The organism is Neobacillus sp. NPDC097160, assembly GCF_044762155.1.
In the GTDB taxonomy this organism is placed as follows: Bacteria; Bacillota; Bacilli; order Bacillales; family Cytobacillaceae; genus Neobacillus.
The window spans coordinates 123,353-136,712 of record NZ_JBIWDU010000010.1 but is presented as its reverse complement, the minus strand read 5'-3'; the positions used below and the strand labels follow the sequence as shown (position 1 = coordinate 136,712).

The 13,360-nt window shown below is 37.0% G+C and carries 12 protein-coding genes; 6 read left to right on the top strand and 6 right to left on the bottom strand.

From position 1 onward, the window contains the following. Positions 1-20 precede the first annotated feature (20 nt). On the bottom strand, positions 21-1,400 hold the full coding sequence (locus ACIQXV_RS15735) for a Mur ligase family protein (protein ID WP_402960156.1): 1,380 nt from the start codon (positions 1,398-1,400) through the stop codon (positions 21-23). Between the two features lie 201 nt (positions 1,401-1,601). On the opposite strand from ACIQXV_RS15735, the gene ACIQXV_RS15730 reads away from it, so the two are divergent. Beyond that, positions 1,602-2,822, top strand: coding sequence for an ATP-grasp domain-containing protein (locus tag ACIQXV_RS15730; RefSeq protein ID WP_402960155.1), 1,221 nt, complete (start codon positions 1,602-1,604; stop codon positions 2,820-2,822). A gap of 343 nt (positions 2,823-3,165) precedes the next feature. Further along, on the top strand, positions 3,166-3,600 hold the full coding sequence (locus tag ACIQXV_RS15725) for a BclA C-terminal domain-containing protein (RefSeq protein ID WP_007083954.1): 435 nt from the start codon (positions 3,166-3,168) through the stop codon (positions 3,598-3,600). A gap of 145 nt (positions 3,601-3,745) precedes the next feature. Here the strand turns inward: ACIQXV_RS15725 and ACIQXV_RS15720 are convergent, their stop codons facing one another. After that, a complete protein-coding gene (locus ACIQXV_RS15720; protein ID WP_402960154.1) occupies positions 3,746-5,911 on the bottom strand; it encodes a YheC/YheD family protein in 2,166 nt (721 codons plus the stop codon). 274 nt (positions 5,912-6,185) lie between these two features. Between ACIQXV_RS15720 and ACIQXV_RS15715 the strand changes: the two genes are divergently transcribed. Then, complete coding sequence (locus ACIQXV_RS15715; RefSeq protein ID WP_402960153.1) at positions 6,186-7,115, top strand: C40 family peptidase; 930 nt, start codon at positions 6,186-6,188, stop codon at positions 7,113-7,115. A gap of 73 nt (positions 7,116-7,188) precedes the next feature. Here the strand turns inward: ACIQXV_RS15715 and ACIQXV_RS15710 are convergent, their stop codons facing one another. Further along, entirely contained in the window at positions 7,189-7,362 is a 174-nt protein-coding gene (locus tag ACIQXV_RS15710; RefSeq protein WP_402960152.1) for a hypothetical protein, read from the bottom strand. A gap of 400 nt (positions 7,363-7,762) precedes the next feature. Here ACIQXV_RS15710 and ACIQXV_RS15705 point away from each other — a divergent pair, with 400 nt between their 5' ends. After that, on the top strand, positions 7,763-7,969 hold the full coding sequence (locus tag ACIQXV_RS15705) for a DnaJ-like cysteine-rich domain-containing protein (RefSeq protein ID WP_402960151.1): 207 nt from the start codon (positions 7,763-7,765) through the stop codon (positions 7,967-7,969). A 194-nt stretch (positions 7,970-8,163) separates the two neighbouring features. On the opposite strand, the gene ACIQXV_RS15700 is transcribed toward ACIQXV_RS15705, so the two are convergent. Then, positions 8,164-9,183 carry a VanW family protein gene (locus ACIQXV_RS15700; protein WP_402960150.1) on the bottom strand — a complete coding sequence of 340 codons (1,020 nt, stop codon included), beginning with the start codon at positions 9,181-9,183 and terminating at the stop codon, positions 8,164-8,166. Between the two features lie 289 nt (positions 9,184-9,472). Here ACIQXV_RS15700 and ACIQXV_RS15695 point away from each other — a divergent pair, with 289 nt between their 5' ends. Together ACIQXV_RS15695 and ACIQXV_RS15690 are read left to right on the top strand one after the other, a co-directional pair. After that, the gene (locus ACIQXV_RS15695; protein ID WP_402960149.1) at positions 9,473-9,811 is read left to right on the top strand and encodes a hypothetical protein; all 339 of its coding nucleotides are present in this window, start codon (positions 9,473-9,475) and stop codon (positions 9,809-9,811) included. A 271-nt stretch (positions 9,812-10,082) separates the two neighbouring features. Next, positions 10,083-10,955, top strand: a complete 873-nt coding sequence (locus tag ACIQXV_RS15690; RefSeq protein WP_402960148.1) for an alpha/beta hydrolase — start codon at positions 10,083-10,085, stop codon at positions 10,953-10,955. A 52-nt stretch (positions 10,956-11,007) separates the two neighbouring features. On the opposite strand, the gene ACIQXV_RS15685 is transcribed toward ACIQXV_RS15690, so the two are convergent. Beyond that, the gene (locus ACIQXV_RS15685; protein WP_402960147.1) at positions 11,008-11,457 is read right to left on the bottom strand and encodes a nucleoside deaminase; all 450 of its coding nucleotides are present in this window, start codon (positions 11,455-11,457) and stop codon (positions 11,008-11,010) included. 263 nt (positions 11,458-11,720) lie between these two features. Beyond that, the gene (locus ACIQXV_RS15680) at positions 11,721-13,262 is read right to left on the bottom strand and encodes a SulP family inorganic anion transporter (RefSeq protein WP_402960146.1); all 1,542 of its coding nucleotides are present in this window, start codon (positions 13,260-13,262) and stop codon (positions 11,721-11,723) included. Positions 13,263-13,360: the final 98 nt, after the last annotated feature.

Below are 13,360 nucleotides of genomic sequence, written 5' to 3'. Positions count from 1 at the left end.
CAACGATTGTAAAAGGAGGGCTATATCTTCTTACGTAATTTAGATGCCAATTCAATCATTGGTTTGCTATACATATCCCCTTTAATCAGAACAATTGTATTTTCATCAACGATTTTTTTTAAAAGGTCAAAAACAAGGGTGCTATTGTTAAATGAATAAACCGTTGAAGCCGTTCCTATTTTTAATAAGTAATCAGCCATAATACGGGCGTGGAAACCTATCGTAATGAGAACATCAACATCTGACTCGCTTATTATTTCCCCTGCCTGTTCATGAATGACGTACCCCCAAGATCCTAAATCCGTAATAGTTCCTAAAATAGCCACCTTCTTTTTCGTTTCTCCAACTTCACTTAACACCTTTAAAGCGGCTTTTAATGAAGTGGTTGTTAGGCTCCATGTGTCATCAAGGATCGTAGCGCCATTAAGTCCTTCGTGTACTTGAAGATGCTTATTTAGATTTTTATATGTTTTTAATCGATCTGCCGCTTCCGGAAGATCAATTCCTATTTCATGGACAGCTGCAATAGCGGCAAGTGCATTATAAACTTGTTGCTCGCCATAACCTGGAACGAAAACAGAGTACTTTTTCTCCTCGTGTTGGACACTAAATTGCATCCCGTCTTTACAATATTTAATACCAGCTGCTTTAAAGTGGCTGGATGGATCGATGCCAACTTTTATGATCCGTCCAAGATAATTGGTTAAATCTATTTTTTTCGTGTTATCATCTTCCGAATTTATAATAAGTACACTTGAATGATCAAGTATTTTTGCCATTTCTCCTTTTGCCTGGATATAGCCTTCTAGCGTTTTACAGTAATTCAAGTGGTGTGCACCTATGTTTGTAATAATGCCAATAGTCGGTTTAAAATACTCCCCTGCCTTTAGCACGTCTCCAGGTGCTCCAACAGCTGTTTCAAAAACAGCTGCTTCTGTATCATCATCAATGCTAAGGAGGTAATGTAAGTGAGCTGTTCGAGAATTATTGGTACTACTTGTTGCTGTAATTGTTTTTTTAGCTGAAAGAATATGACTAATCATATCTTTTGTCGTTGTTTTTCCTGCTGTCCCTGTAATAGCTACAACAGGAATATGAAAAAGGCTTCGGTAGTACTTTACAAATTTCCAATAAGCTTCTTCCACATCCTTGACCATTATGATTGTTAAATTCTTAAATTGTTCACTCCTGCTAATGGTTTGATCTGTTACAAGCACTAAAGGGAAATATACCTCTAGTTTTTTCAAATTGACAACTTTCTTCCTTAAAAAAAGAATGGTATTTTGATTCTTTATTTGTTTAAGTCGGTATGCGCCAAAATGAATAATTACATTATCAGACCCTTGAATCAAGTCCCCGGAAAAGATAGTTCTGATACACTCGACCGATAAGGGCTTCATTTACTATCACACTCCTTTCTCATAATCATCATATGTGCTCGTTTTCAAATTGCTTGTACGATATGGATTAAGATTGGTGTCCTTTTAAAAGATTGTTTTCTGCTGACCCATTTTACAGGATACATAACCATACAAAAAACGGTTTAGTTCATAAATATATAACAGGTTGTTTTATCGAAGTTTATATAGGGAGTGGACCGTTTGAAAACGATTATTTTTATTGGCACAAATAAATCTGGATCGAGTAGAGAAGCGATTAAAGCAGCGGAACAGCTGTGTTACTTTACGGTTGTTTTCACAAATAACGAAAAGCAATTGCAGCAAAGGGAAGAGTATATAGATGTTCATGAAATGATTTTTGTTGATACGAATAATCTTTCTATGATGAAAGAAGAAATTAACAAGTTACGGTTAAAGGGTAAGGAAATAAAGACCATTGTAAGTTTTATTGATTCAAATGTTTATAGTGCTTCCATTCTTTGTGACGAATTTTGTGATAGTTATACATCTTCCAATGCCATCAAAATAATGGAGAACAAAGAGGAAACTAGGGTTTCTCTAAAGGAACAGCCTTATACTCCTAAGTTTTTCAATATTAACCCAAATGAATCCCTTCCATTTGAAACGATAAACTCAGAGCTAACTTTTCCAGTCATCGTAAAATCTCCGAAATCGACCGGTTCCAAAGACGTGTTGTTTGTGGAAAATAGGAAGCAATTAGAGAAACAGATTGTAAGATTGCAAGAAAAGAACCCAGATGAAACCATTATTATTGAAGAATATATTGATGGAAACCAATATTTGGTCGAGGCGCTCATATACAATAACAAGATTATGATTGCTGGAATGATCGAACAAGAAATTACACAGGGCAAACGATTTATTATTACAGGTTATGGGGTGCTTGCAGATGTGCCCAATCATCTAAAAGCAGGAATTGAACAGGTCCTGCAATCTATCATTTCACAGCTCGGAATTAAGAATGGTGCCCTTCATCTTGAATTACGTCGGACAAAAGGTGGCTGGAAACTCATTGAAATCAACCCGAGAATTTCTGGTGGTGCAATGAATGAAATGATTTTAGCTGCATTTGGGTATAATTTAGTAGAAGAAACCCTTAAGTTATATTTAGGAGAAAGTCCATCGGTAATACCAAGATGTAGGAACTACGTATTTACTCAGCACGTCATTGTTTCGAAAAAGGGAATTTTAGAAAAGGTTACGGGAAAAAGGAGGGCAATAAGGTCCCCAGGTGTAGTTAAAGTTTACGTGAAGCCTAAAAAGGGAACTAAGTTAACACCGCCATTATCAATGGGTCATAGATATGCCTACGTGATTGCAACAGGGGCAAGTTTGGAAGAAGCTAAAAAGCGCGCAAAAAGTGCTGCAGACGAGATTAAGTTCCATTTAGTAGAGGAATAAAATGGAATTACGATTTTCCCAAATCACAAAAAGGACATCGGTAATGTGTAACGGGTTCTCTTCTGAGGGACAAAAAATAAAAATAGCATCAAAATCACATCAATTAAATAAACAAATAAAAGCCACGTTTTTTATATAAAAATTGTGGCTTTTTAACATTAAAATTTAACGTTTTGTTCACTTATCTTTTATCCTCGAAGAAGTCAAAGATTTTGAATGCAATATCAAAAATAATTAATACAACTAACTTAATAATTTTTTTCATCCATTTCATTTAATAGCACAAGCTAAAATGACACCTCATTAATATACTGTAATAATAAAGTTGAAAGGAGGTGTTATTATGGGTATTATTATTCCTTGTGACTGTTTATCCGAATTAGCCTATATTTACAACTTAGCTGCTCAAACTGTTGCGATAGAGGCGGATGTTAATTTTGATACAAATGGCTTTCTCACAGCTGGAATTACGCATGCTCCCGGTTCCCCTTCGATTCTAATTACTGATGCTGGTATTTATGAGGTTACTTTCTCTGTGTCAGGTACAGAACCGAATCAATTTGCGTTATTTTTAAATGGAAACCTGGTTCCGGGAACCATATATGCTTCAGGTGCAGGAACTCAGCAAAACAACGGACAAGCTATATTCACGATAGGAGCCGGTGATGTTCTTACTCTTCGAAATCACTCTTCTGCTGCAGCAGTTGGACTTGCTACTCCGATAGGAGGCACTCAAGCAAACGTAAACGCTTCTATTGTCATCAAAAAATTAGATTAGTACCATATAAATATAGAACACTCACAAGATCAAAGTGAAGTGGTAAATAGCTTTTAGCTGCGTAAGCAGCAAAAATAACAGAAGAAAGGCACTGTACAATAGAAATTGTACAGTGCCTTTCTTCTGTTGTTAACTGTAAGAGAAATTAACTAAATGTTTGATCTAAAAACTTCACGGTATCAAACATATTTGTTTTACTAGCCCCTTTGACCAAAATAGTGTCATCTTTTTTTACAGTCCTCAATAACAATTCATGTAGTTGGTCCCGATTGGTGAAGTGGTACACGTTGTTAGCGGGAAAACCTTTTGCCTTTGCTTGTGCTCCAATTTCTTCTGTTCGAAAACCATATGTGATTAAAAGATCAATTTCTTTATCAAACACATATTCTCCCACTTTACGATATTCTTCCTCTCTTAGATCTCCCAACTCCCTCATTTGTCCAATAATCGCTATTTTTCGATGTTTTCCAATATTGGAGAGAACATCGATTGCTGCTCGTACTCCTTGGGGGTGGGAGTGAACGGTATCATCAATTAGTGTAATATTGTCACGGCAGTTATATATAGTTAGTCTTCTTGGCGGTTTTCTAAACAGCAGTCCCAATTTGATTTCCATTGGCGTGAAACCTAAGTAATCTGCAACAGCAATGGCATTTAGGGCATTATATACATGATGCTCCCCTAAAATAGGAATGAACAGTGAGATCTCCTGCCCTCCGAGCTTCATTTTGAAAGTCATTCCAGTATCTTCATATTTAATATCATAGGCTCTGTAGTCAGAGGCTGTATTTACCCCAATGGTGATAATCTTCCCTTTGAAATGTTCGGTTTCTAAAAAGGTGGAATTAGGATCATCCTTGTTTAGAAATAGAACTCCATTTTGATCCATTCCATGAATTAATTCAGATTTAGCATGAGCAACTTTTGTAATATCACCACCAAAATTTCCTACATGGGCAAGGCCGATATTTGTTACAATACTAATATTTGGCTGGATGATGCTGCAATGTTCCGTAATGACACCAGGATAGGCCATTCCATACTCTAATACAACCGCTTCATGGGCTGGAGTGATTTCCGCAGCATGTTTTTTCGTATGCTCTGTTGTATTCCAATAATCCTTTGATTCAAATACATTCCATTTCTTCGATAATATAGATGCGAGGAAGGCTTTAGTCGTTGTTTTACCGGCACTTCCTGTTATGGCGATAATCGGGATCTTCTTATTTTCCTCCATTTTTTTTTGCTTTAATGCTTTTATTTTAGTTTTAATGGAATGTTGGTTCTTTGCAAGGAACATGGCATATCTAATCGTATTGATGACGACATCTAACTCTAAATAAAAAGCGGGTGGACAACCTGGCCGCCAATTCACCTCATAAATCCATAGTTTGGAGTTTTCGTCTAAACCCACATCTACACCAATTTCATCAATCACTTCACCGAAGTGTAACATTTGAAGCTCATCCAAATGCTTGGCCAATGACAAGGAAAAATGCTCTAGCGTCCGTTTTATATTAAAAGCTTCTTCCTTAAATTCTTGTTGTAAAAAGGGATCTAAATAATTGGTGAAGCCGCCATTATTAATATTGGCGACAATTGATCCCATTGGAGCAACTCGCGGATAGATTGTGGTAATCACCCACTTTCCTTCCCCATTCTTTTGAACATGAAGTCTAAAGTCAAACACTTGACCGGATTTAGTGGTCGATTGGATATAAGGTTGAATAATAAAGGTTCCTGTTGAAAGCTTTTCTCCTATAAGATCGTTTAGTTGTTGCTTCGAGTAAGACATACTATCAGTGTTCAGCTTAACTAAAAAGCCATTTTCACTTTTGGAAATGAAAAAGATTCCTTTGCCTTTTCTTCCATCAATCGGTTTAAATACAACCTTTTCAAATGCAGTGACAAATTTGAAGAAATGCTCCGTATTTATGATAATTTCTGTCGGTATTAGGTAGTTTGAAAATTCTTTTGCTTCCTTTAACCGCTCATTAATATTCCATTTATTTCCGATTGAATGTGTTGTAAAAGGGATCTTTTCTTTTAATCTTTGAATAATTTCCTTAGAATTGGCCAGTTTTTCAGGACTCCCTGCATTGTAGATAACATCTGGGAAAGGCATAATTCTCTCCATCCATTTACCGTTTTCATAAACTTGACCTCTAATGGAACTGTTAACAAAATTCACTGATCCAGGTGAAAAGTAAAAAAACTTTGCGCCTTCTGCTTTAGCAACCGCCGCATAGGCATAAGACTTTATGACAGTTTTGGGGTCTTTACGATGATGTAACATTCCTATCAATGTCATTGAATAATCTCCTTTATCTAATCTTTAAAACCTTTTACATTACATTCAATTGCTTATCCATTTGAAACGGACAGAAGTTTAGTATATTGATATTTGTATGTATAAATAACATATGAAATAACTTATGCATTGACATTTTAGGAAAATGCGGCCATTTCAGTGTCCGGAAAACTTCCCCCCTTCGTAATAATTCTCCTATTTCTGACTTGTATAGCAGGGAACTAATTGCTGCACAATAAACAGGTCCATCAAAAATTAATAGGAGGATGTTGCTTTGAAAAAATTCATGCTTATTTTATTGGGGGTATTCTTGTTAATTTCCGGAGCTTTTAGCTTCCCATTTGAAAAAGATAAAGCGTCTGCTGCACCGATTATCAGTCCAAACCAAACAGCAGACCAGATTGCCGATGCGATTATTAAAACAGGGACTAGTTTAATCGGGAAAGCCACTTACAGTCGAACCGAATACAAATCGACCTATCCATACAAATTTTCATGTGCTACGTTTATTGATTATATATTTAAGCAAAATGGAGCCGATTTAGCGACCTATAATGAAGACTATATGTTAAGACTAGGAGTCGCCGTCCCAATGAACCAGATAAAAAAAGGGGACTTGTTTTTCTTTGATGTGGACAAATCGGATAACAATCCGGCAGATCATATTGGAATTTATTTAGGAAATAACAAGCTTCTACATATGGCAGATTCACAACAAAACATTGTTATATCGGATATGACAGCGAAACCTTACTACACAGAAAACTTTGTGGGAGCTAGACGGGTCATCCCTAGCTATATGCCTTCCACCCCCCTGACTACAGCGGATAAAATTGTGAACCGTGCTTATACAATGATGGGTAATGTAACGATAAGCAATTCTGTTAATAATCCTTCAACGAATACGTTTACAAATGGCGGATTGGTGAATTACATTTACGAGCAAAATGGAATTACGCTTGGCACAAATAATGTCAGTCAACTTGCAAGTAAAGGATCCTATGTAGCGAGAGCCAATCTAAAAAAGGGCGACTTAATTTTCTTTTCCTCTACTGCCGGTGGAACGACACCAACCATCGCTGCCATTTATGCGGGAAACCAGAAGTTCCTTCTTACAGACCCAAAGAAAGGTATAATTTCAAGGGTATTGTTTGTCCCATGGTATGACACTCATTATGTTACGGGACGAAGAGTGATAAAGTAATGGTTCGTAGATGAAAAGAGAAAAAAATGGATAGAAAGGTCAGAAGTTATTCTGACTTTCTATCCATTAGAGATTATTTCATTTTCAGATTGTTCTTTTGTCTTTCAATGAATTGATCACGCTCACCGCCATCTGATAATTCCTCTGAAAATTCATGCTTAGCTTCATTCCCTACTAATTCACCTGACTTGATTGTCTTCGGGGGTAAATTATTATTGGGTGCGGCTTGTTCATTCCATGTTCCCAAAATATCACCTCTTTCTTTTTGTATTTATTGTTCACCTTAATTTAAAGCAGTATTTAATCAAATGATCATTTTTTTTATTTCATGTGTTGTTGTGTTGTTTTCCGGTAGCTGCATTTTATTTCCCCTTTTTTTATCTCCTATTTTGTTCATTTAGAGAAAAAGTACTCTTCTTTCAAAACTAATTTTGCGTTCCTCATAACAATCTACCATGGTACTCAATTCAGAAAATAAAAAAATAGAGTTAACCCATCACAAAAATGATTCATTTTTCATAAAAATATAATAGGAAGGAATAATAAATGGAAGGTTTTTTTCACTATACCCTATACTTCCGTAAAACATTCAAGCATAAAAATTCCATTTTTCTCCCATAATAAGAAAAAACGATGAGGTGAAGAAAATGGGACTACTCAACTCATTTAATCAATGGAAAGAGACAAGGTACCAAAACCATCTGTCCAATATGAAGGATCAAGGAAAATGCCCTGATTGTCAGGGTCGGGGCTATACCGTGTATCCTTATAATGAATTTGCCTACTTTAATTCGTTTGAATGTCCTGGATGCCAAGGCAGCGGACATTATACGGATTGGGAAGAAATGCAATAAGAAAAGCGTAAACGCCCTGGTCAGCGGCGTATGGCCTAGAGCGCTCCAACTGAGATAAAGGAAACACGAAGAGCCGGAGGCGCATTCGTGCTTGACTTATCGTAGAGCGGAGAGCGAAGGACACTAGCCGCTAGGGCGCTGGAGCTGGACAATAAAAAAAATCCCTTCAATGAAAGGGATTTTTTATTGCTTGATTACTTACTCTTTTTGATTAAACTTTGATAGGCTTTGGCTGTTCTTACCTCTACAGTTAGGGAACCTTTTTTTACAATTGATTTTAACAGCACCGGAACTCCTGTGGTATTTTTGAATCTGAAATCCTTTCCGCCATACGAAACGGTTGCATCTCTTCCGGTCGGAACATACCCTACATGCGCCGAGTGATTATTTTTTTCAATATAACTTACCGCTACTTGGTCAATCGCATTATAGAGGGTAGACGATGTCTGACAGATCCCGCCGCCAATCCCATCTACTAATTTTCCATCTAATAGTTCTGGCGCTGGCTGATAGCCATGCTCAGCATCACTTGGTCCTACAGTTGTATTAAAGGAAAATGAGTCTCCAACGCCGACAATAACATTATTTATCGCCTCTGCTGATAAGGTAATATTTTTGGTTCTTCCGGCTACCCCATTGCTAAAATAGGTCGTATACGAAGCGACCAATGCTTCTCCAAGTTGTGCTGCCTCCTCTGGCTTGTAGCCACTGGCAGTCACATATAATGGTATCTCCACATCCCCGCCTTTGGCAGAAGCTTGCATGATTTTTTCAGATAAGTCTGTTTCATTCAGAATCGTTTGTGGTGTTCCTTGTATTACCTGACCATTTGCATCTAATCGATCAAGAATCATTCTATTATCATACCCCGGTGTTTCTTTTGTTCCCCTCGCTAATTCCCTGGTCAACTTTGCTATTTCCGCTTTGTACCTCTCAGCATCTTTTCCAAATCCTAAATCCTTCGTATTAAAGGTTTTAATAATGCTTTTTGTATTGGGGTCAATAATATTGACGTATACGGGTTTTGCTTCTTCCGCTTTTCTCCTCTCCTCTTCCTTTTTCTTTTCTTCCATTTCTTTTTTTTCTTTTTCAATGACTTGTTGTTGTTCAGATGCTTTTGCTTTCACTTCTATTTCTTTCGTTGTTTGTTCCGAGCACCCTGATAACCCTATTAAACTACCGGCTAAAATAATTGTTAGTAACCTAGTAAGCATTCTCATTTTCCCCAACTTTTCTCATATTTTAACAATAATACCCTATTAGACGTTTGCAAATGACATTTTGTTTCACACATTCCCCAATTCCATATTTAATTCTAATTTCCTGCAAAAAAATAATAAATGGAAACATTGTTTTATTTTATCACGTTGTCATAGTAATAAAATCACATTTATTTTAATAAATAAATGGAAAGAAAAAAAATGGTTGTTTAGAACTACGGATAAATAATAGGAATAAGTACATAGTAATGAATAAGTTTGTTCATTTTTTGGAGGTGCAGGAATGTCTGTTTATGTATATCAGACGTTTATTATAAAACAGGAGAAATTCAAAGAAGGAATTGAAAATTTAAAGGAAATTAAAAAATTCAGAAATGAAAATTATGACCACAAGGTAGAGATATTGACACCTATTTCCGGGGAGGACCATACTTACGCACTACTTTCAACATACGAAGGTTTAGCAGAAATGGAATTACAAAATAAAAAAATGTTTGAAGATGATGAATATCTAGAGCTCATCGGTCCTTTTTTCTTGGAAAACACTGCTCAGGGAAGTATGCATACGCAAATTTACCGCACATTAAAGGAAGGAAAAAGTGATAAAAAGAAGGAGAGATAAACAAAGAAACCGCCTAGTCTTATAACTATTGCGGTTTCTTTGTTTATCTAAGCAGAAGTGTCTATTTATTCATCGTCTACAACCACCAAAAAGAATGGTAATCATTTAGGCATGTTATACAAAGGAGTTTGTACAAAATTTGTCATAAGCAAGGAAAATTTGGTTGGTTATTTTGTTGTATATTTAATGAATTGCACCCCTGCATTTGTTAAACTAGATATAAATAAATAACATCTTGTATTAACCATTTTGATAGGACGTGTAATATCATTTGAAAAAAACAGTTGTGTATAAGAAAGATGAACATTATGAAATTAAAGGCGATTTTTATCGGACTAACCACGACCATGCTCCGGTTGCCATATTTATTCATGGGGGCGGCCTTGTTTGGGGAACAAGAGAAGAGATCAATGAAGAAATGATAAAACTCTACACGGATAATGGGATTGCCTTGTTTTCGATTGACTATCGGCTGGCGCCCAGAACAAAACTGCCAGACATCCTTGAGGATATTCATGACGCTCTTCATTGGTTAGAATTAGAAGGACCAAAGCAATTCTCTATTGATCTAAGAAGAATTGCTGTAGTAGGCAGTTCCGCAGGCGGGTTCCTTGCCCTTTGTACAGGTACATTTAATTCAAAACCGCGAGCAATCGTCTCTTTCTATGGATATGGCGACATCCTTGGAGGGTGGGCAACTGCCCCTAGTAGTTATTACCGTCAAAAGGACATTGTCCCTAAAGATGTTGCTGCATCCCTTGTGTCGGATCAGACAATTACAGAGGCTTCTGTAGAGCAGCGGTTTCTCCTCTATGTGCATGCAAGACAGCATGGTACTTGGATCGAAGAAATCACAGGCATCCATCCGGAAGGAAATAAAGAGGAACTCAAGAAGTATTGTCCAATTTACAATATAACTAGTGACTATCCGCCAACACTCCTATTACACGGGACCAAGGATACTGATGTTCCATATGAACAGGCTGTTTTTATGAGGGCGGCCATTAAAAAAGAAGCGGTCGAAGCAAAGTTAATTACCATTCATAATGGCGAGCATGTATTTGATAAAGATTTCCATAATCCGGTTGTCCAAAATGCCCTTAAACAGGTCATTGACTTCCTCCACACTCATCTTGCGAAATAACGAAAAAGTCCAGCACTGTCAATGACAGTCTGGACTTTATTGATTAATTGATTTACTTGTTTAATTCGTGGAAGTGCTTCCAGAGATGATCACAGTCTTCTCTATCTTCTACTTTTACCATGTTAATGACACCATCGTCTTCACCAGCTAAATATTTGCGCAGGTGGATGTCAGAAAAACCATGCTCAGCAGCGTCATCTCTTGTGCTGCAGTAGTATACATCCTTGATACCTGCCCAAATCATGACAGATACACACATTGGACATGGCTCACAGGTAGCATATACAACGCAATCTGATAAATCCATTGTTCCTAGTTTTTTACAGGCTTCTCTTACAGCAACCATCTCAGCATGTGCAGAAGGATCAGTATCTCTCATCATAGTGTTGCTTACTGCCGCAATCACTTCATCACATCGGACAATCGTTGCACCAAATGGTCCACCTACTTTGTTGGCCATACCAACTATTGTTGCATCTGCAGCTAATTTCATAAAATCCATAGTAAAGATCCTCCTTAGTTTTGCTTATACAAATTAGCTAAATTTGGTGTTTCTTATTTGCTCTTTTCTAAAAGTTTGTTGCTATTTTAGATTCCCGATAAAATCGAAAATTCGCCGATAAACTTAAAAAAATCGCCGATATATCATATTAACTTGCTAATATGTGTAATTTCACACCAAATTAGTGACTTTTTTGGGGTAACCGTGGTTAATAAAAACATTCTTTACGAAAACAGCCTTCTTATTTTATTGAATTTTCATTTTTACTCTGTTACAGGACCAATGTTTTCTTTCTTATTTACATAGTGTTTATATGCTAAAAATCCTGCAATTAGTAGATATCCCCAAACGAAAGGCATAGCAGTTGGTTGTGCAATTCCGATAGTGCTTGTATGAATTGCACCAACAAAAGTTAAAACGGCCCCTAGCACAGCAGCTACTATGCCTCCAATAGGCGTGTTACGGATAGTAAATATCGCTATACAACCCCAAAGAACACTAGTAATAGGAGCACCATTACCTAGAGCAACCAAGCCATCGTAGAAAAGTCCAGCATTGTGCAGGGCAAGTGGAGAAACTTGATCGGCAGCAGTCCCCACCGACATACCTGTAGCTGAAATTGCATTATTAACAGCAGTAAGTGCCCAAGTAGCAACCCACGGGAAGAAACATACAAATATTACTGGGACTTCAAATTGCGGACTGTTTTTGACAGCTTGATGCCCTGTTACAATCGCAATAAACACGAGCATCGGAACAATAGCCGCAATTGGGATAACAGCTAGCAACAGACCCATAAGACTTAAAATCGATAATATGAATATTGCAGCAGAGCTAGCAATAGAATAGCCTATACCTGCACCAACTTCTTTCCAACCAGCATGACCTACATATACTGTTACTGGGAATGGGTTCCCACAAAGGCCACCTATTGCAGAAACAATACCGTTTGTAAGCATAACGTCTCTAGTTTTGTATTCATCACCAACAACAGCAGCAGCTTCAACGTTTTCCAGATTAAAAATGTAGTTTGCCAACCCTAGAGGTACAGCAGTTAATAAATATGGCAGAGCAGCGTCAAAATGGTCGAAAAGCCCATTTAAATGCAACATAGGAGGATTGAAGCCAAATGATTTTAGAGCTTCAGTAACCGCAGCAGGACTTTGATATCCAAATATCCAAGCAATTGCAGTTCCAATTACGATCAATAATAAACCCGTAGGTATTTTCTTCAATATTGGATGTTTACTTAACCAATTCATGAAAATAATGATAATAGCAACAAATGCCACTACAGGCATTTCAAAAGATTGCAGCATTGGGTTCATACCCAAGAATACAAATGCCAAACCTGCCAAGGCTGAAAGCAATACAGTTCTTGGGACGAACTTTCTAAGAATATCACCCAGGAATGCACCTATTACTAGCATGGTAGCCTCAAAGAAGCACCAAAGCACACCGACTGTTGTTGTGAAAGCAGCATCCTTTGTTTGATGATATAGTGGAAGCATAATCACAAATACGATAAGAAAAATACCAGGTGAACTAGAGCCTGACGGTAGTGCGGTAACATCTTTTCTACCTGTTTTCTTAGCTAATTTATATGCAAAATAAGCAAAAACTAGGCCAGATAGAAGGACAGCAAATCCAAAGCCAGGAACAATTTGTTTAAAAATAAACTCTTTTGGCATACCAACTACACCAATTAATAATGCGATCATAACCAAAAAGTCTGTCAAAACATTAACGAACAAACCGAAGGAAGCCGCAAAGTCCCCTTTTTTCCATAAAGATATATTCCCCATGTAAATTTCTCCTTAAAAAATGTATTATTTTCCAATACAACTCAGCCAATAGATGAGAATTTCTGCCCAAATCTATCAAGTACTCTTACTATTCTTTC

Bases quoted from the DNA above. Each gene is read 5' to 3' on its own strand.
- ACIQXV_RS15735 (WP_402960156.1), bottom strand. From the start codon at position 1,400: ATGAAGCCCTTATCGGTCGAGTGTATCAGAACTATCTTTTCCGGGGAC.
- ACIQXV_RS15725 (WP_007083954.1), top strand. From the start codon at position 3,166: ATGGGTATTATTATTCCTTGTGACTGTTTATCCGAATTAGCCTATATT.
- ACIQXV_RS15720 (WP_402960154.1), bottom strand. From the start codon at position 5,911: ATGACATTGATAGGAATGTTACATCATCGTAAAGACCCCAAAACTGTC.
- ACIQXV_RS15705 (WP_402960151.1), top strand. From the start codon at position 7,763: ATGGGACTACTCAACTCATTTAATCAATGGAAAGAGACAAGGTACCAA.
- ACIQXV_RS15700 (WP_402960150.1), bottom strand. From the start codon at position 9,183: ATGCTTACTAGGTTACTAACAATTATTTTAGCCGGTAGTTTAATAGGG.
- ACIQXV_RS15695 (WP_402960149.1), top strand. From the start codon at position 9,473: ATGTCTGTTTATGTATATCAGACGTTTATTATAAAACAGGAGAAATTC.
- ACIQXV_RS15685 (WP_402960147.1), bottom strand. From the start codon at position 11,457: ATGGATTTTATGAAATTAGCTGCAGATGCAACAATAGTTGGTATGGCC.
- ACIQXV_RS15680 (WP_402960146.1), bottom strand. From the start codon at position 13,262: ATGGGGAATATATCTTTATGGAAAAAAGGGGACTTTGCGGCTTCCTTC.